Here is an 18617-nt window from a genome sequence, read left to right on the forward strand (position 1 = left end):
AAAGGGGCTTTCCGGCGCTAGTTCTGACGCTACGTCAATTGATGCGCACGATCGCTCCCTTGAGCACCGCCTGGGCGCCGCCGTCCACGGTGACCGCCGTCGTGCCCCGGAGCGTCACCGATCCGCCGCGCACGTTCACCTCGCCGGTGCCCGCGTCGAGGGTGATGCCGGTTGAGGTGAGGCGCACCGTGCTGCCCCCGGCGCCGCCGGCGCCGTGGACGGTCAGCACGATCTCCCCGCTCTGCTGGTCGAGTTTGACCTCCAGCTTCTTGTCCCCGCTCGCCAGCAGGACGCCGGAGGCGCCGCCCGGCACGTCCAGCAGCTCCAGGCGGTGGCCCGAACGGGACACCACGGAACGGCGGTTGATCTTGCCGCCGGCCGCGTCGACCAGCGGCACGTCGTGCGGCGAGGGCCGGTCCACGCCGTTGTAGAGCCCGCCCAGCACGTAGGGGCTGTCCAGGTCGCCCTGTTCGAAGCCGACCAGCACCTCGTCGTTGACCTCTGGGGCGATCACCCCGCCGCCGCCGTGGCCGCCCCACTGCACGGTGCGCACCCAGTCGGAGACGTAGGTGTCGTCCAGCCAGGGGAACTTCAGCTTGACCCAGCCGCGCTGCCCGCCGCCCGGCTCCCGGACGTCGGTGACCACGGCGACGGCCAGGCCCGGCATCCGCGGCCCGCGCGGCGGCGCGTTGCCGCCGGTGACCAGGCCGGCCAGGGAGCGGTCGGGCGAGGCGCTCACCACGACGGTGGTCCGGTAGCCGCGGAAGGGCTCGATGAGGTGGCGCGCCCCGGTGACGGTGTAGCGGCCGGAGAAGGCCGCGCCCACGTTCCCCAGGGCCACCGGGGTGCCGGCCCGCAGTCGCGGGTTGCCTTCGGCGACCGCCTCCAGTTCGCCGAAGCCGGCGGCCACCGAGGCGGCCAGCGAGCGGGCCACGGCGGCGGTCTCCGCCTGGGTGCGGTACGGGGTGTCGGCGACGGTCAGCTTGGACCGGCCGGGGAAGGCGGAGCTCACCACGGAGGGGCTCATCCCGGGCTGCACGGTCCGGGAGGTCACCGACGGCTCGGTGGCGACCAGGGCGCTCTTGGTGGTGACGTTCCAGCCGCGCGCCTCGACGGTCTCCGCGCCGGCCACGCCGGTCAGCACCCCGCGCAGCTCCAGCAGGTTGCGGCCATACTCCAGCACCAGCGGGTTCTGCGGCGCGGGGGTCGAGGGGGCCGGTGCGCCGGAGGCGGGCTCGGGCCGGACGAACTCCAGCTTCCCGTCGTCGTCGACCCGCACGTACGCGCCGCTCTCCTGTGCCAGGAACTGGAGGAACTCCCAGTCCGGAACGTTCGCCTGGGACAGCTGCTGGTGGACCACCGGGAAGGAGTCGATCTTGCCGCAGGTCAGGCCCGCCCCGGTGGCGACCGCCCGGACGATGTCGGCCGTCGTCATGTTCCGGAAGGCCTTCACCCGCCGCCCGCGCATCAGCCGGTGGGTGACCGCCGACGCCCGCACCACGGTGTACGAGCCCGTGGTGTCCACCTCCAGCTCCAGCGCGGTCACCTCGCCGGTGAACAGCCGCACCCGGGTGTGGCCCTGCACGGTGACCACGGACACCCGCAGCTTGGTCCCGATGGTGATCCCGGTCGCGGCGAGGAAGGCGTGGTCGGCGTCCCGGAAGCTCAGCACCGCGGTGTCGGGCAGGCCGACGCTCTCCTCGATGTCGCAGGAGACCAGCTGGGCCGCCCAGACCGGCGGCAGCGGGCCCGGCGCCTCGATGACGGGATCCGCGGCGAACGGCCGGCCGCCCCGGGCCTCGGGCGTGGTCATGAGCGCCCCCCGCGGGTGAGTTCGTCGATACCCGGCACGATCAGCTCCTCGCCCGGCACCAGGGCCATCGGGTCGTCGATGTCGTTGGCCTCCGCGATGGTGCGCCAGGCCGTCGCGTCCCCGTAGGCGCGCCAGGCGAGCAGCGGCAGGCTGTCGCCCGCGATCACCCGGTGGGTGCTGCGGGCCTCCGGCGAACCGGAGGTCGGGTTCTGTCCGGCCGGGTCGACGCTGGCCTCGTCGATGGTGAGCGAGCAGACCGCCCGCAGCGGATTGCCGTTCACGTCGAACAGCGTGTAGGTGACCGAGAGGCCGGTCAGCACCCCGTTGAACGAGGTCGTCTTCAGGGTGCCCCAGTCCAGCCGGATCCACGGACTGGCCGGCGTCTTGCGTGCCAGGCTGGTCGGGGTGGGCACGCAGGCCGTCATCAGCTTCTCCACCGCCCGCTCCACCGAGTTGTCGTGGGTCGCGGTCGAGTCCAGGAACACGTCGAGGGAGAGCGAGCGCGGGCCGCTGCCGACGAACTCCGGCAGCGCGGACTCGCCCGCCATCCGGGACGGCGTGCGCCGCCACTCGGTGGACTTGCGCAGCACCAGGGTCGCCGGGTTGAACTGGAGCCGGAGCTGCGCGAGCGTCCCGCCGGGCTGGGCGCCGACGGTGGACGGCGGTTCCATGATGGTCAGTTGGGCCCGGGTGACGCTCGCGGGGACCGCCGAGGACATCCTGGTGCTCCTTACGGGTGGGTCGGTTCGAGGGGGACGGCGGTCGGGGCGGGGCGGGCCGGTCTGGGCCCAGGAGGGACCGCGGGCGGGGCCTCGGGAGGGGTCTCAGGAGGGGCGGAGGCCCGCGTGGGCGATCTCCAGGGTCTCCATCGCCGCCTGGGAGCTGGAGGGGTCGAAGGACGGCCCCTCCCACCGCACCGGAACGATCCCGAGCACCTGCCAGCCGACGATCCGGCTCAGGTCGGGCCGCAGCGCCACGATCTCGCCGTCCTTCGGCTCGACCTTCCGGACGATCTCGCCCAGCCAGCGCGCGATCTTGGTGGTGTCCGCCGTGACCGCCCGGGTCAGCGTGATGTTCGTCCAGGTGATCCGGCCCGGCAGCTGCCAGGCGAAGCCGTTGTTGCCGCCCTCCGCGTACTGCTCGATCTCGACCTGGGCGCCGAGCCCCGAGCAGGTGGTGAACTCGCCCAGGTCGTTGCCGCCGATGGTCAGACTGAAGAACACGCTGGTCGCGAAGATGTTGTCGGTCATCGGTCCCGTTCCTGTTTCCTGCTCCTGGGTCGTGCTCTTGGGTCCTGCTCCCGGGGTCCGCTCCCGGGGTCTGGTCCCGGGGTCCGGTCCCGAGTCCCGCGTCCGGTCCGCGCTCAGCGGCGCCCGTCGTACGGCTGCCCGCCGCGCTCCCTCCCCCGGCGCAGCTCGGTGCGCAGCAGCCGCCCGACCGGCTCGATCAGGCGCCGGGCCAACTCGTCCAGATCGCCGGAGCCGATGCCGGCCGCCTCGGCCGGCGGTCCGGCGGCCTGCGGCGGCGAAGCGGGCCGGGCGGGGCCGCTGGCCGACGGGGCCGCCTGGACCGTGACCGGCGCACGGGCCGGCACCGCCGTCAGCGGCACCCCGGTCAGCCCCGCCTGCTCCGCCACCCGCTGCAGCATCTGCGCCGTGCCCGGCGAGGACGGCCCGGACGGCCCGGACGGCCCGGACGGCGAGAACGGTACGGACGGGACGGACCGCGCGGCCGCCGGTGCGGTCCGTACGGGCGGGGCGCTCAGCGACCGTGCCACGACGAGCGGGAGCGCTGCCGCCCGACCCGGGCCCGGCTCCGCCTGGGACGGCCCGCCCGGGGACGGTGGCGCGGGACGGGCGGGCGCCGGAAGCCGCTGGACCGACGACGCCGTCAGCGGCGCGAGCCTGACCACCGGCGGACGCTCCGCCGACCCCGACGGGACGGCCCGCCGCTGCACCCGGCCGCCCGCGCTCGGCACCGACGCACCGGCGGGCGGGTACGGGGCGTTCGGTGCGACCGGCCCGGAGGTGGGTCCGATCGGCTGCGAACTCCCTTGCGCTGAAGGGCGATCAGTCGCCGAACGGTCGAAGGGGCGGCGCGCGGGCGCGAGTTGCACCACGGCCTCGGGCCCCCGCGCCGCCGCACCGGCTCCGGACGACTGATCCGTCGAGGCGCCGGGGGGCGTCGGGCGCTGGTCACCCCGGCCCACCGGCCGCCGCCCACGGGCGAGTTGCAGCACGGTGGCGACCCCGCGCAGCGCCCCCGCAGCGGACGGCTGACCCGTCGAGGCGCCGGAGGACGTCGGCTGCGCCTGCGCCCCGGGGCGGTCGGCCGCTGGTCCGCCGTCGCGCTGCCCCGGTTCGCGCCGCTGACGCGCGCGTCGCAGCACCGAGGCGACGCCGCGCACGCCGCGCAGGGCACCCGTAGCCGAAGCCGTAGCCGCTGTCGTGATCACGTTCGCGTTCGTAGCGGTCGACGCCGGGTGTCCCGGCGAGGCCGACGTGCCACCGGCGGTCCGGCCGTCCCCCGCGCCCGGCGCAGAACGCGGGCGCGAGCGCTGCACGGGAGCCGCCGGTTCGCCGTCCGCCGGCGACCGGAGGGCTCGGGGCCAGACCGCCGGCACCACGGGCGGGGCGGGCTTCGGGCCCGTGCCCGGACGGGCACCGGGCCCGGTCCCGGGCGCGGGCGACGCCGACGGGGTGGCGGCGAGGGCGGAGCGCATCGGGCGTTCGCCGAGCAGTCCGCGCATCGGGCCGGTCAGCGGCATGGCCCGCTGCACGCCCCGGCCGCCGGCCACCGGACGGGCGGGAACCACCGGGCCGGCGCCGTCGACCCGCGAGGCGGCGGACCGAGCCGGGGCAGGCCGGGTGGCGGTGGTGGTCGGCTGCGGCGCGTCGGACCGCTCCGCGCGCCCGGGCTCCGAACGTCCGGGCTCCGGGCCGCTCCGTCCCGTCGACTCCGCCGACCCCGTGCCCGGGCGCCGGACGGCACGCTGCACCCGCGGCTCCTCGCCGGCCGCGGACGCGGCGGCGGTGGGCCCCGACGGCGCGCCGACAGGACGGCTCCGGTCCGCGGGCCGTCCGCCGTCGGTACCGCGGTGGGGCCGCGCCGTGGGCACCGGTCCGGCACCGGCCGTACGGTCGCGAAGAGGTGATGATCCGTCACCACCGGTCTGGTTGTGGTGAGTTCGCTCCACCGGAGCCTCACCGGCACTCCGCACGGTGGGCATGGCCGGGCCGGTCGGCCCTCCGCCGTCGGCGGTGCTGTCGGGCCGGACCGTCGGCCCGGCCGGGGCCTCACCGGAACGCCGGACGGCACGCTGCACGCGCGGGCCCTCACCGGCCGTGGGCACACCGGCGGCAGCGGTGCCCTGCGCCGCCGGGTCACCCGGCGTCGGACCGGTGATCCGGCGGGCCGGTGGGCGCCCGCCGAGCAGCGGGGCGGTGCGGCCCGGCACGGCCGCCGTCGGGGGCAGCGCGTCGAGGGGCGCGCCCAGGCCCCCGCGGGTACGGGCGGGGGCCGGGTCGGACGGTGTGGCTAGTGAGGACGGTGTGGGTGAGGAGGTGCCGCCCCCGGACGGCGCGCGCTGGACGGGCACGTCGGCGGCGGGCCCGCGCTCGGGACGGGACGATGCCGGGCCGCCGGGCTCGGAGGAGGAGGAGGTACGGGTGCGCTGGGCAGGGGTGGCGCCGCGGTGACCGCTGGCGGTCTGCCGCGCGCGGTCGGGCCCACCCGGCTCGGCGCCGGTGGAACCCGCGCCGGTGGGACTCGCGCCCGTGGAACCGGCACCCGTGGAACCAGCACCCGTGGAACCAGCACCCGTGGAAGCCCCGCCGGCGGGAACGACCGGCATCGCCGACGACGAACCCGGGGCGGCGTCGGGAACCCGGGGACCGGAGGGCACGGGCTTGGCGCTCGCGGGCAAGGAGGTCAGCGGCGCACCGAGCACCGGACGAGCGGGCGCCGCAGCGCCGGGTACGACGGCACGCTGGACGGTCTCCCCGGCCTGGCCACTCCGCTCGCTCCGCTCGTTCCGCTCGTTCCGTACGGGCGTGGCGGCCTCACCGGTGGCGGGCGCGTGGGACGCGTGGTCGGCCGGAGCCGGGACGTGGACGACCGTCACCGGGCGTACGGAGAGCGAACGGGGACGACGCGCCACGGTCAGGGGTTCGCTGACGGAGCGGGGCCGCACCGGGCCGACCAGGTCACGGCGACGCGGGGTCGCGGCCTCCGCTCCGGGCGCGGGAACGGACAGCGGAACGGACAGGGGAACGGGATCGGACAGGGGACCGCCGGTGCTGTCCGCGCCCTCCACAACGGCCGGCCGCACGGCCGCGGACGCGGACGCGGACCGCGCCCCCGACCGCGAAGCCGCCCGGGGCCCGGAGCGCACGGGAAGCCGCCGCACCGCGACGGACCGCTGGACCGCCCGGCCCGACCCGGACTCCCCCGGGCCGCCCGGCTCCGCCACGGACTCCGGCCCGTCCGGCCCTGACGCGGCCACGGGCGCCGGCAGGACGAGCTCGTCCCCGCCGGATCTGACGGCGGGCCCGGCGACCGGAGTCGCCATCGCCCGCAGGATCCCCGCCGGGGCGGAGGGCAGCACGGCGTGGCCGAGCGGTCCGCTCAGCGAGGGGTCCTGCCACGAGGCGAGCCGGGACCGGAACACCAGGCCGTCGCTGACGCCGTGCGCCGCCCCGGCCAGGGTCGGGGTCAGCGGCCGTACGGCACGCCACCCCCCGTCCCCGGCCGGACGACGCCGCTCGGCACCGCCGACCCCGGCGGCACCGGCGTCTGCAGCACCGGCCTCAACAGCACCGCCGTCGGCCCCGCCGTCCGCCGGAGCCTCGGCCGCCTTCCGTCCGCCGATCCAGTCCCGCAGCCCCACCCGTCTCACCCGCCTTCGCTGACACGGGTGTTGAGCCGGGCGATCTCCCGTACCCACTGCCCGCGTTCACGGTGGGTCAGATCGAGGATGTCCTCCCGCTGCCAGTGGAAGTGGTAGGCGATGTACGCGATCTCCTCGTACAGCCGAGCAGGCGCGTACGTCACGATTCCCCCAGGCGCCCACCGGCGAGGTCGACCTCGAAGGCGCCGTCGCAGTGCGGGCAGGTCACCGCGGCGCGCGTGTGGCCTTCGCTGTTGATCCGCTGGTAGAGGTCCTGCAGGAAGGCGACGTCGGTGGCGTACATCCGCTCGACGATGCCGGTGTGCACGTCGGTGAGGTCGCCCAGCCGGGTGATGACGTGGCTGAGCAGCACCACGCTCAGGTAGGCCGGGTTCTCCTTGACCCGCAGGTCGATCTGCGGCATCAGCTCGTCGCGGGCGGTGGCCAGACGCATGGTGCCGTGCTGGTGCACCGTACCCTCGTCGTCGACGTAGCCGAGCGGCAGCTCGAACTCGAACTCGGTGTGCGGCACCCGTCGTTGGTGCCCCGAGGACCCCGAGTTCCCCGAGGCCCCGGAGAGCCCCGACGGCCCCGCGGGCTGCTGTGCCGGCGGCGCGGTGTTCTGCGCGGCCGGGGCCCGTTCGAGGAGTTCCTCCAGGCCGATCTTCCGCCTCACTCTACGCTGATCTCCTCGAACACGATGGTCACGGTCTCGGTCGCGGCGCTGGACTCGCCGGCGGTGAGCGTGGGGCCCTCCCAGCGGCTGGCCCAGGCGTTGGTGAGCTGGATGCGCCGCAGGGTGGCACCGGTGGTGTCCTTGACCTCGATGGTGAGGTTCTGCCGCGCGGTGTTGATCGCCCCGTTGTTGAGGGTCTCCTTGATCCAGGTGGTGAACGCGCCGCTCTTGTCGAGGCCGCGGGTGATCGTCACCTCGCCGGGCAGCCGGGCACCGGGCTGCTTGCGGACGATCAGCTTGCCCTCCTGGGTCACCTGCTTGTACTCGACGACCTCCTGGTCGACCGTCAGATTGCTGATCTCCTTGACGGACTCGACGTTGTAGCCGCCGAGTTGGACGCCGAAGATGTGTGTGGAGAGCGGATCGCCTTCAGCCATGGCTGGTTGTCACCTTCCGATGAATCGCGTGCGGGTGCCGACCGGGTACCTGGTACGGGTACCGGTCATTCGTTGACGAGGCTCGTGCTGTCGGAGAACTGGGACAGCCGGAACACCACGAACTCCGCCGGCTTCACCGGAGAGACCCCGATCTCGCAGATCACCTGGCCGAGGTCGATGGACTCCGGCGGGTTGTTCTCGCGGTCGCACTTGACGTAGAAGGCCTCGGCCGCGGTCTGGCCGAACAGCGCCCCGCGCCGCCACTCCTCGGTGAGGAACGCGGTGATGTTCCGGCGGATGCTGGACCACAGCCGGTCGTCGTTGGGCTCGAAGACCACCCACTGGGTCCCCAGGAGGATCGACTCCTCCAGGTAGTTGAAGAGCCGGCGCACGTTGAGGTAGCGCCAGGCCGGGTCGGAGGAGAGGGTGCGGGCGCCCCAGATCCGGATGCCGCGCCCGGGGAAGGCCCGCACGCAGTTGACGCCGATCGGGTTGAGCAGGTCCTGCTCGCCCTTGCTGAGGCGGATCTCCAGGTCCACCGCGCCGCGGATGACCTCGTTGGCGGGCGCCTTGTGCACGCCGCGCTCGGCATCGCTGCGCGCCCACACGCCGGCGGCGTGCCCGCTCGGCGGGACCATCACGTTGCGTCCGCTGGCCGGGTCGAAGACCTTGATCCACGGGTAGTACAGGGCGGCGTAGCGGGAGTCGAAGCCCGCCTCGTCGTTGCGCCAGGTGCGCATCTGCTGGGCGTTGAGGCCGGGCGGCGGGTCCAGGACGGCGATCCGGTCGCCCATCTGCTCGCAGTGCGACATGACGGCGAGCTGGACGGTCCGCAGGCCCTCGGCGTCGATGTCGCCGCGCTGGTAGGCGCTCATCAGGTCGGGCACCGCGACCATGGTGATCTCGTCGATCGCCTCCAGGCCCGAGAAGCCGGTCCGGGCGGCGGAGTCGCCGACGTACTCGGCGGGGTCGAGCCGGCCGGCGGCGGCCGCGACCGGCCCGGTGGCCGGGGCGGGGGCGGCGGCCAGGGCGTGGGTCCGGCGCTCGGGGCGGCTCGGCGCGGTGCCGGGCTGCTCGGCGACGGCGACCAGCTTGGACTCGCGCAGCTGGGTGACGACGTAGCCCTTGGTGCTCTTGCGGGTCGAGACGTCGTACGTCTCCACGACCTCGGCGCCCCGGCGGACCAGCAGGCGGAAGCGGTCCTCGGGGACGTTCTCGCCCTCCACGTCGGCGATCTCGACGGACACCTCGCCGCCGGCGCCGGGCAGGGCCGAGAACAGGAAGCCGGAGATCGCGACGGGCGCGGGCGCTCCGACGGCCGGGGCGGGGGAGCCGGCGGCCTGCCGGGCCGGGTCGCCGACCCGCACCACGTAGGCGGAGCCGCCGCCGTTGGCGAAGAAGCCGTACACCGAGTGGGCGAGGTAGGTGCCCTCGGTGAAGCCGCCGAACCGCTGGACGTACTGGTCCCAGTTGGTGACCAGCGTGGGCTCGTGGAAGGGTCCGGTCTCGGCGAAGCCGACGAACGCGGCGACGGCCGTGCCGACCCCCTCGATCGGCCGGGCACCGGACTGGACCTCCTCCACGTACACGCCCGGGGTGAGGTAGGACGGCATTCGCGCTCCTTCGGGTGGCCGGTCAGTCGCCCCCGAGTCTGCTGCCCGGCCACCGTCCGGGGACATGTCCGCAGGTCCCGGACCGGGGGCAAGAACGCTGCCCCCGGCGGACAGTGCGAGGGGTCCCCGCCGGTAGCGGCTCAGCCGCGGCCGGCCTCCCCGACGGCGCCCAGCCAGGGGCCGAACTCGCTCTCCAGCACCAGCCGGCCGAGTTTGCGGTACTCGCCGACCACCGCGGCGACCAGCTGCGCCATGCCCAGCGCGGTGCCCGTTCCGGCGGCCAGGTAGGCCGCGGAGACCGCGCAGGCCCGGATGGAGCCGCCGGTGAGCTCGAAGCGCCGGGCGCAGAAGTCCAGGTCGAGGTCGTCCCCGCGGGGCAGCCGCGGCCCCAGGCAGCGGTCCCACAGGACGCGCCGCTGCGCCTCGTCCGGCAGCGGGAACTCGGCGATGACGTCCAGCCGCCGGGTGAAGGCCTCGTCGAGGTTGGCGCGCAGGTTGGACGTCAGCACCGCGATCCCGTCGAAGGACTCCATCCGCTGGAGCAGGTAGGCGGTCTCCAGGTTGGCGTGCCGGTCGTGGGCGTCCTTGACCTGGGAGCGCTTCCCGAACAGCGCGTCCGCCTCGTCGAACAGCAGGACGCCGTTGACCTGCGCGGCCTCGGTGAAGATCCGCTCCAGGTTCTTCTCGGTCTCGCCGATGTACTTGTCCACGACCGTGGAGAGGTCCACCACGTACAGCTCCATGCCGAGTTCGGCGGCGACCACCTCGGCCGACATCGTCTTGCCGGTGCCCGACTCCCCCGCGAACAGGGCGATCACGCCGTTCCCCCGGCCGCCGCCCGGCCGCATCCGCCACTGCCCGAGCACCCGGTCGCGGTGCCGGGCCCGCAGCACGAGTTCGCGCAGCCGGCCCTCGGTGGGGCCGGGCAGCACCAGGTCGGCCCAGCCGACGGCGGGCTCGATCCGGCGGGCGAGCCGGGCCAGCCCGGCGGCGTTCTGCGCCCGCACCGCGACCCGCAGGTCCTCGGGGCGCACCGGGCGCCGCTCGGCGGCCGCCGTCCTGGCCGCCACCGCGGCCGCCCGCTCCAGCTTCTCCTGGTCCACCCGGTAGGCGGCCACCGCCTCGGCCAGCTCCTCGCTCAACGGGGCCGGTTCACCGCCGTCCGGCGGGCCGCCGAGCGCGCGGGCCCAGCGCTCGGTCCGGCCGTGCGCGTCCGGCGGCGGGACGGTGAGCACCACCGGGCTCGCCACGGTCCAGGCCGGGTCCCACACCTGCGCGCCGTGCACGACCAGCGGGACTGCTACTCGCCCGCTCGCCTCCGGGCGCTCCTGACCCGACACCGACGGTCGGCGCTCCGTCGCTCCTGCGTCGCTCCCTCGCTTCTCCCTCTCGGCGTCGGCGCGCCCTTCGGCTCGGGGCGGGGAGACTCGCCCACTCGTCAGCTCCGCGCACAGTTCGCGCAGCAGCGCGGCCCGTTCGGGGCGTTCGGGTTCGAGCCGGTCCAGCGGTCCGAGCAGCACCCCGGCGCTGGTGAGCCGGGCCTCGCGGGCCAGCGCCCGGACGAGGTCCGGCGAGGGGCGGGCGGCGAGGGCGGCGGCGTCCACGACCAGCGGCGGGCGGCCGTCGGCCGCGAGGGCGGCCACCGCGGGCGGGCCGGCGTGCCCGCCCTTGTCGAGCAGGTGCACCAGGCCGCCGTCCGCCGAGGCCGCGCGGATCCGGTCGACGAGCTCCGCGGCCGCCGGCGAAGCGGGGGCGGGCCCGGCGGTGACGCGGCGGGCCAGCCCGGCCAGCGCGCCGTCCGGCTCGTCGTCGCCGAGCAGGTGGGCGGTCACCCGGTCCGGCACCCGCAGGGGGCGGGAGAGCAGCGGGCGTTCCGGCTCGGTGACCTCCACCAGGCCGCCGGCGATCAGCGGGGCCCGTACGGCGAACCGGAAGCGGCCGGCGCCGGCCCCCGGCAGCCCGCACAGTTCGAGGGCCAGCCCGACGGTGGGCCGGCGGCGGGTCAGATCGTCGTTGAGGTAGCCGTAGAGCTGCTCGAAACGGGTGTCGAGGTCGGGGGCGAGGACGACCAGCAGCAGTTCGACGTCCACCGGGAGCAGCCCGAAGGCGTCGGCGAGCCGGGCCAGCCGGGAGCCGGGCGGCGCGGCGGGCCCGTCACCCGGTGCCGCATAGCCGTCCGGGCGGACGGTGGCGGAGGCCGCCAGGATCCGCTCCACCGCCTCCGGGCTGAGGTACTGGCCCCGGTACGGGTCGTCCGGGTCGGGGTCCTCGGCCCGGCGCTCGCGCACCGCCGTCCGGACCCGCTGCTCGACCCGGTGCAGCCGCTCCCAGAGGTGGTCGGGGCCGGGCGGCAGTCCGTCGGCCGCCGTAGAAGTGGGAATGGACGTGGAAAGGGTGGCCGGCCCGAGGTCGACGGTCATCGGGCCCTCCCCCGCGGTCGGCGGCCCGGGGGCAGCTCGCGGTCCCGGGGCGCGGCGAAGCCGTCCGGTCCGGGGTCGGTGGCGCCGCGGTAGCGCAGCCGGCGGCCCGGGCCGTCGGTGGCGGCCGTACCCTCCGCCGCGCCCTCCCCCGCGGAGGCGCGCTCGACGCTGGTGTCCTCGACCCGCACCACCAGGCCCTCGGTGACCGGCGGCCCGGCGGGGGTGCGCCCGCCGGGCAGCGGGGCGAGCGCCCGGAGGTCGATCGAGGGCCGCAGCTCCCCGCCGAGCCCCGACCAGACGTCGGACACCGAGGGCAGGCCGGTGTCGCGCCCGGTGATGTCGAGCCCGACGGTCAGTCCGAGCTCCCGGAGCGTCCCGGTGAGCACCCGGGCGGGCAGCGCGTCGACGGCGGTCAGGCACTGCAGCACCTCGGCGAGCAGCCGGTGTTCGTCCTGCGGCCGGTTGGTCCAGACGGTGACCAGGTAGGCCAGTTCGAACCAGCGGGGTGCGGCGCGGTGGCCGGTGATCACGCCGTCCGCGTCGTACTCGGCGGTCGCGCCGGCCTGCCGGCGGTCGGTCTCCTCGCGGATGCCGTACAGGAAGACGCTGACCGTCGGCGCGGTGCGCCGGGCGGCGAAGTCCCGGGTGGGCGCGTCGAAGGCCACCTCGACGCCGCGCTCCGCGAGTCCGGCCTCGGCGAGCAGCAGCCGCAGCGCCTCGTCGACCTCGTGGATCATCGCCGCTCCACCTCCCCGGGCGGGCCGATGCTGCCCTCGACGACCAGGAAGGGGGTGGTCACCGGGGAGAAGCCGGGGCCGTCGGCGGTGATGGTCCGCGGGCCGGTCTCGTCCTTCGGGAGGATGAGCAGCTGGCCCGCGAAGGTCCCGTCGGCCCGGGGGTACGTCGGTGCCGCCGCGGCGGTGATGCCGGGCTGCCAGGTGAGGCGCACCGGGGTGCCGGGCGGGAAGTCCACGCCGCGCACCGAGGTCACGAAGCCGGGCTTGCCGATCGGCGGCACCGCGACGATGCGGGGCTGCAGGATGCGCAGCGGGGTGCTCGCCCGGTGCGGTCCCGGGGTGGCGTCGGTGCCGGTGGTGGTCAGCTCGGCGGTGACGGTCGTGTCCAGTACGGCCACGGGTGACAGCACCACCCGGACCACCTGGCTGCCGCCCGGGGAGAGGTCGGCCAGTTCGCAGGTCCCGGAGCGGCAGCCCGGGGGCAGCGGCTCGGTGGGCACTCCCGCGGGCAGGCCGAGGGTGAGGCGCAGCCCCGTGGAGAGGGCCTGGCCGGTGTTGCGCACGGTGTAGCTGACGGTCACGTGGCCGCCGACGTAGCCGGGGTTCGGCTGGGCGTCGACGGACACCCCGGGTCCGGCCTGCGGCGGCGGTGCCGGGGCGGGCGGCGGGGCGGGAGCGGGCGGCGGTACGGGCGTCGGGGTCGCGGTCGGTGTCGGCGCGGGCGTCGGGGTCGGGGTGACGGTCGGCGACGGCGTCGGGGTGGGTGACGGGGTGGGCGTCGGCGAGGGCGTCGGCGAGGGCGACGGCGCCTCCTGGACGGGCAGGAAGGTGCGGGCGGAGTCGTCCCCGGGGTTCGGGTCGGTGACCGTCCCGGTGACGCTCCAGCCGAACTCCTGGGTACCGGTCCTGGTGCCGATCAGCCGGGCGGTCACCCGGACGACCTGGCCCGGGGCGAGGGTGCCGAGGTCGCAGCGGAGCGCCGCGGCATCGCACTGCCCGACCGGGCTGGTCAGCCCGCCGAGCCGGGCGCCGGTCGGCACGGAGGCGGTGAGGACGGTGCCGGGCGAGGGCGCGGGGCCCTTGTCGGTGACGGTGATCGTCACGTCGGTGCCGCCGCCGACGGGCACCGCGGGGGTCCGCTCGGGTGCGCTCAGCTCCAGGTCGACGGACTGCTGGACGGCCGGTTCCTTCTGCCGGCCCGGCAGGCGCCGGTCGAGCGGGGTGAGCGTGCCGGCCGCGAAGTCGTAGACGGCGAGCCCCTCCGGTGAGTTCGGCGGCTGGGCGCGGCGGGAGGTGAGCACCAGCTGCCCGCCGCCGGCCGTCCAGGCGACGTCGCGGGGCTGGAACGGGCCGGCGTCGGTGGTCTCGGGCAGCGGCCGGGTGCAGGCGTCCTTCTGCCCGCGCAGCGCGGTGGGCAGGACGACGGTGCAGTCGCCGCCGGTCGCCGAGGCGACCAGCACGCCGTCCCGGTGGTTGTTGCCGCCGTCGCCGCCCTTGCGGTTGAAGGCGATCCGCCGCCCGTCGGGCGAGAACGCGGGGCTGTCGTCGATGACGTCGCAGCTGCCCGGGCAGACCGTCCGGCTCAGGTCGCTCTGCCGGGTGAGGTCGTCGGCGGCCACCGTCCAGACGTGCAGGTTGCCGGCGTTGCCGTTGATCACCGCGGACCTGGAGAAGACGATCAGCTTGCCGTCGGGGGACCAGGAGGGCTGGCCGTCCGAGGCGCCCTGCTCGCCGGCCGGCGGTTGGACGGTGCCGACGACCGCCCCGGTGGAGACCTGGGCGATCACGATCCGGCCGGGCCGGGCCGGCTCCGCGCCGCCGCCCGGGGAGCTGCGGCTGAACACGATCAGCCGGCCGTCCGGGGAGAGGGAGGGGTCGGTGTCCCGGTCGAGCGGGCGTCGGCCGGCCAGGTTCATCGGGCGCGGGTTGGCGCCGTCGGCGTCGGTCAGCCAGATCCGCTGGATCCGTCCGGCCTGTGAGTCCTCGTAGCGGGTCACCACGATCTGCCGGCCGTCGGGCGTGTAGGTCTGCCGCTCGAACCAGGGGTCGTAGCCGGCCCGGGGGTGGAAGAGCGGGTCGGCGGCCGGGTCGGGGTCGGTGTTGGTGTCGGCGGCCGGGTCCTCCCGGAGCACGCTGACGCCCAGGTCGCGCGGGTCGACCCCGTCGGGGCGGACGTCCTGCAGGTCGGCGATGTTGGCGGCGGTGGCGCTGGTCTGCTCCACCACCGGCCCGCCCTTGTCCTGGCTGCCGAGCCAGGCCGGCGTCGCGATCAGCCGGTCGGTGCCGTAGAGCAGTTTGGGGTCGTCGCAGGAGCAGGTCGGCGCCCGGTACAGGTTGACGACGGGTGGCCGGGGCGGTTCGGGCTGCCGGGGCGGGGCGGCGGGGGCGAGCAGGTCGGAGCTGAGGAAGAGGACGCCGGTGCCGTCGGCCAGCCAGGAGGCGGAGCCGGTCCGCCAGGTGGAGCCGGTGCGGAGGAAGAACGCCTTGTCGCCGCCGGTGGGCGAGGTGAGCCTCAGGGTCCGGCCCTGGTCGCCCTGGTCCCAGGTGTAGACGATCTGGTTGCGGTGCGCGTCGTCGTTCACCGGGTTCCAGGTCGGATCGATCGCGTCCCCGGTGGTCACGTCGGTGACCTTGACGGGCGCGCCGCCTTCGAACGGCCGCAGGTAGATCTGCCGGTGCGCCGGGTCTCCGGTGCAGGAGTAGGCGATCGACTTGCCGTCCGGCGAGACCGTCGGATGGGTCTCGTCGGCGGCGCCGTCGGTGATCCGGCGCAGCCCGGAGCCGTCCCGGTTGACCACCCACAGGACGTGCTGGGGCTTGCCGTCCGCCTTGGTCTCCAGTGCCTCGAAGACGACGGCCTTGCCGTCCGGGGCCAGGGCGGGGTGGGCGGTGTCCATGCCGGAGGTCAGTCGGCGCACCGCGCCGGCGGCGTCGCGCAGGTAGACCTGCGGGAGCGTGCTGTCCCGCAGGCTGGTGAAGACCAGCTCGTCGCCGCGGGAGGACGGGTCCTGGTCGAAGTGGACCGGACCGGGCCCGAACAGCGGGGCGCTGGTGTCCGCGCCGGTGACCCGGCCGAGGCCGCGGTGGTTGGTGCCGGCGAAGACGACCCGCCCGGCCGCGGGGTCCGCTGCGGCGGATGCCGCCGGGGACGCGTTCCGGCCTTCCGGGGCGGCGGCGACCAGGGTCGTCACGGCCGCGGCCAGCGCGAGCAGGACCGCGACGGCGGCTCTGGCCGGCCGCCGGATGGAGCGGGGAGTGCCGGTGGCGCCGATCACGCTCGACCTCTCAAGGTGGCAGGGGCGTTCTCCCGGCAGTCTCCTCGGCCCGGACGCCCGGGAACAGAGCCCGGGTGCCCGAGCCGGGGGTAACGACCGTGTCCCCAAAGGGCAGCCCGCCGGGGGCGGTTCGCCTCCGACGGGCCATGGCGCGTCTTGCGGCGGACGGTTCCGGGCCACCCCCGTGTCGGTCCGGTACAGCCGCCGCGCCCCTCAGATCAGGCCGCGCCGCATGGCGTACCCGACGGCGTGCGCCCGGTTGCGCAGGCCCAGCCTCGTGATGATCTCGTGCAGCACGTTCTTGACGGTGCGTTCGGAGTAGGAGGTCTTGGCGGCTATCTCGCTGGTGTCGAAGCCCTCGGCGACCAGCCGGAGCATCTCCGCCTCCCGGGCCGTCAAGGTGGACAGGGTCAGGCCCTTGCCGTCCAGCATGGTGCGCTGGAGCAGCCCGATCCGGTCGAGCAGTTCGCCGAGCAGGTCTCCGGGCATCACGCCCTCACCGTTGGCCAGGGCGGTGATGAGGTGCACCAGCCGGTCCTGGTCCGCCTCCGAGCGGCGCAGCACGGCGGCGACCCCGTACTCGACGATCGTCTGCAGCCCGCCGGCCTCGAAGTGCCCCACCACCAGGCCTATCCGGCCCGAGGTGGCGAGCCGCAGCCGGCGCAGGTGCTCGGCCACCGTCTCGGTCAGGGCGTCGACGACCAGCAGGGAGACCTCGGCGCCGGCCGCCTCGCTCTCGCTCAGCAGCTCCACCTCGGGCCGCTGGCGCAGCTGTTGGACCACACCGGTCTGCAGGATGAGGTCCTCGGCGTACACCGCCACGCGCACCTGGGCCGGCTTGCTACGCACCTGGGCGGCGGCGGGGCCCGGTGCGGAGGGCAGTGAGCTGCCGGACCGCTGGGCCGGTGCGGTGCGCCTGGTGGTGACGGATTCCCCCCGGCAGGTGCGGGTCGTATCGGTCGTTGTCATCGAACACTCCATATCTCCTGTGGAACTGCTGTGGTGACGGCCGGCCGGCCGTGGGGCGGTTACGGCCGGGGCCCGGCTGCCCCGGACCCCGCGGTTCCCGCGTCGGGTGCGGCCTGCCGGGACGGCGGCGGGCAGGGTCGGTCCGCCCCCGCGGGCAAGGGGTGTGCCCACGCCTTGCCCGCACGGCCCTCTCCTCCGACCCCCTCCCGGCCCTACCGTCACGCCATGACCACATCCGCCGAACTCGGCCTGTCCGCGCTGACGGTGGCGCCCGGTGGCGTGGCCACCACGACCCTGACGGTACGCAACGACCTCGACATCGTTGAGGCGTACACGCTGGAGGCGGTCGGTGATTGTGCGGCGTGGACGACGATCGAGCCGGCCCGGGTCTCCCTCTTCCCGGGGACGTCCGAGACGGTGACGGTGCGCCTGGCCCCGCCGCGTTCGCCCTCCGCGCGGGCCGGCGACTTCCCGCTCGGCATCCGGGTGCTGCCGACGGAGCGCCCCGAGCTGGTGACGGTCCCGGAGACCACGGTCACCGTGACGCCGTTCCACGAGCTGCAGGCCGCCCTCGCACCCCGCCGCCGTCGCGGCTGGCTCCGCGGACGCTACCGGGCCTCGGTGCGCAACCTCGGCAACGCCCCCGCCACCGTCGTCCTCGCTCCCGGACAGGCCGGCGAGGACCTGCGGTTCCGGGTCACGCCGGAGCGGCTGCGCCTCGAACCCGGCGAGTCCGGGGAGCTGCGGGTGCAGGCGCGCGCCCGCAAGCTGATCTGGTTCGGCAAGCCGGCCTCCTGGCCGTTCGAGGTCACGGTCGGCCCGGAGCAGGGCGCGGACGGCAAGGGGCCGGACGGCAAGGGCACAGGCGCCAAGGGGGCCGACGGCAAGGGCCCGGGCGGCGACACCGCCGCGGCCGACCCGACGCCGGTCCAACGCCCGCTGCTGGACGGTGAGTTCGTTCAACTGCCGATCTTCCCCTGGTGGCTGCTCGCGCTTCTGGCGGCCCTGATCGCCCTGCTGCTGGCCTGGTTCGCCCTGGTCCGCCCGGCGGTGCGCAGCTCCGCGAAGCAGGCCGCGGAGAAGGCCGTCGCCCAGCAGCTCCCCACCCCGGCGCCGGCCCCCGCCACTCCGGACGGCGGCGCGCCGACGCAACCCGGCGGCGCGAGCCCCGGCGGCCAGACCAAGCCGGGGGCCGGGCAGTCGACCACGGGCCCCGGCGGCCGCACCACCGGTCCGGGCGGGCTGGCCGTCCCGGGCACCGGGCAGCAGAGCTCCGCCACCATCGACGTGCAGACCGCGAACGCGGCCGCCGCCGTGGGCAGTTACCAGGTGCCGCACGGCAAGGTCTTCGACATCACGGACATCGTGGCGGCCAACTTCCAGGGCGACCAAGGGCTACTGACCATCACGGCCGGGAACCAGACGATCACCACGATCGCCCTGGAGACCTTCCGCAACCAGGACTACCACTGGGTGACCCCGATCCAGGTGTCCGGGGACCAGACGGTGACGGCGAGCGTGACCTGCGAGGCGCCGGGCACTCCGGCCTCGGGCAAGCAGGCGGCCGCCTGCCACGAACTCCTCAACATCAGCGGCACGCTGAGCGATCTCCGACAGGGGAACTGACTGGGCGCGCAGGATGACCTTCCCTCCCCGGGCAACCGGGGAGGGCGAAGCGCCCCGGTTGTCCCGATGATGCCGACGGGTCCTGTCCGACCCGTCCGTCTCGTATCTCCCCCTCCCGTATCTCCTCCTACATCCTGTGACCATGTCAACACCGGCCGGTAAC

At 75.5% G+C, this 18617-nt stretch carries 14 protein-coding genes; 2 read left to right on the plus strand and 12 right to left on the minus strand.

The genetic code is table 11. The features are described from left to right. Nucleotides 1–34 precede the first annotated feature (34 nt). From ACYP53_RS34235 to ACYP53_RS34250, 4 genes are all read right to left on the minus strand, one after another. Nucleotides 35–1813, minus strand: coding sequence for a VgrG-related protein (locus ACYP53_RS34235; protein WP_459650336.1), 1779 nt, complete (start codon nucleotides 1811–1813; stop codon nucleotides 35–37). Beyond that, on the minus strand, nucleotides 1810–2532 hold the full coding sequence (locus ACYP53_RS34240) for a CIS tube protein (RefSeq protein WP_459650337.1): 723 nt from the start codon (nucleotides 2530–2532) through the stop codon (nucleotides 1810–1812). The genes ACYP53_RS34235 and ACYP53_RS34240 overlap by 4 nt, the downstream gene beginning before the upstream one ends. Before the next feature lie 105 nt (nucleotides 2533–2637). Further along, nucleotides 2638–3063, minus strand: coding sequence for a phage tail protein (locus ACYP53_RS34245; protein WP_459650338.1), 426 nt, complete (start codon nucleotides 3061–3063; stop codon nucleotides 2638–2640). Between the two features lie 113 nt (nucleotides 3064–3176). After that, the gene (locus ACYP53_RS34250) at nucleotides 3177–3449 is read right to left on the minus strand and encodes a hypothetical protein (protein ID WP_459650339.1); all 273 of its coding nucleotides are present in this window, start codon (nucleotides 3447–3449) and stop codon (nucleotides 3177–3179) included. 19 nt (nucleotides 3450–3468) lie between these two features. Here ACYP53_RS34250 and ACYP53_RS34255 point away from each other — a divergent pair, with 19 nt between their 5' ends. Beyond that, nucleotides 3469–3975: a hypothetical protein gene (locus tag ACYP53_RS34255; protein WP_189917867.1), complete on the plus strand. Its 507-nt coding sequence runs from the start codon at nucleotides 3469–3471 to the stop codon at nucleotides 3973–3975. 2731 nt (nucleotides 3976–6706) lie between these two features. On the opposite strand, the gene ACYP53_RS34260 is transcribed toward ACYP53_RS34255, so the two are convergent. The 8 genes from ACYP53_RS34260 to ACYP53_RS34295 form a co-directional block, all read right to left on the minus strand. Further along, a complete protein-coding gene (locus ACYP53_RS34260) occupies nucleotides 6707–6865 on the minus strand; it encodes a DUF6760 family protein (RefSeq protein ID WP_167344238.1) in 159 nt (52 codons plus the stop codon). After that, complete coding sequence (locus ACYP53_RS34265; protein WP_189917865.1) at nucleotides 6862–7377, minus strand: hypothetical protein; 516 nt, start codon at nucleotides 7375–7377, stop codon at nucleotides 6862–6864. Before ACYP53_RS34265 ends, ACYP53_RS34260 begins: the two co-directional genes overlap by 4 nt. Then, nucleotides 7374–7814, minus strand: coding sequence for a phage tail protein (locus tag ACYP53_RS34270; protein WP_189917863.1), 441 nt, complete (start codon nucleotides 7812–7814; stop codon nucleotides 7374–7376). The genes ACYP53_RS34265 and ACYP53_RS34270 overlap by 4 nt, the downstream gene beginning before the upstream one ends. 65 nt (nucleotides 7815–7879) lie before the next feature. Continuing rightward, nucleotides 7880–9427, minus strand: a complete 1548-nt coding sequence (locus tag ACYP53_RS34275; RefSeq protein WP_459650340.1) for a phage tail sheath family protein — start codon at nucleotides 9425–9427, stop codon at nucleotides 7880–7882. A gap of 140 nt (nucleotides 9428–9567) precedes the next feature. Then, nucleotides 9568–11847 carry an ATP-binding protein gene (locus ACYP53_RS34280; RefSeq protein ID WP_459650341.1) on the minus strand — a complete coding sequence of 760 codons (2280 nt, stop codon included), beginning with the start codon at nucleotides 11845–11847 and terminating at the stop codon, nucleotides 9568–9570. Beyond that, complete coding sequence (locus ACYP53_RS34285) at nucleotides 11844–12584, minus strand: DUF4255 domain-containing protein (RefSeq protein WP_459650342.1); 741 nt, start codon at nucleotides 12582–12584, stop codon at nucleotides 11844–11846. Before ACYP53_RS34285 ends, ACYP53_RS34280 begins: the two co-directional genes overlap by 4 nt. Then, entirely contained in the window at nucleotides 12581–15859 is a 3279-nt protein-coding gene (locus ACYP53_RS34290; protein WP_459650343.1) for a hypothetical protein, read from the minus strand. Before ACYP53_RS34290 ends, ACYP53_RS34285 begins: the two co-directional genes overlap by 4 nt. A gap of 213 nt (nucleotides 15860–16072) precedes the next feature. Beyond that, nucleotides 16073–16828: a response regulator transcription factor gene (locus ACYP53_RS34295; protein ID WP_459650344.1), complete on the minus strand. Its 756-nt coding sequence runs from the start codon at nucleotides 16826–16828 to the stop codon at nucleotides 16073–16075. A 225-nt stretch (nucleotides 16829–17053) separates the two neighbouring features. Here ACYP53_RS34295 and ACYP53_RS34300 point away from each other — a divergent pair, with 225 nt between their 5' ends. Next, nucleotides 17054–18454, plus strand: coding sequence for a COG1470 family protein (locus ACYP53_RS34300; RefSeq protein ID WP_459650345.1), 1401 nt, complete (start codon nucleotides 17054–17056; stop codon nucleotides 18452–18454). The last annotated feature ends 163 nt before the right edge of the window (nucleotides 18455–18617 follow it).

Source organism: Kitasatospora sp. Ki12, from assembly GCF_054601375.1.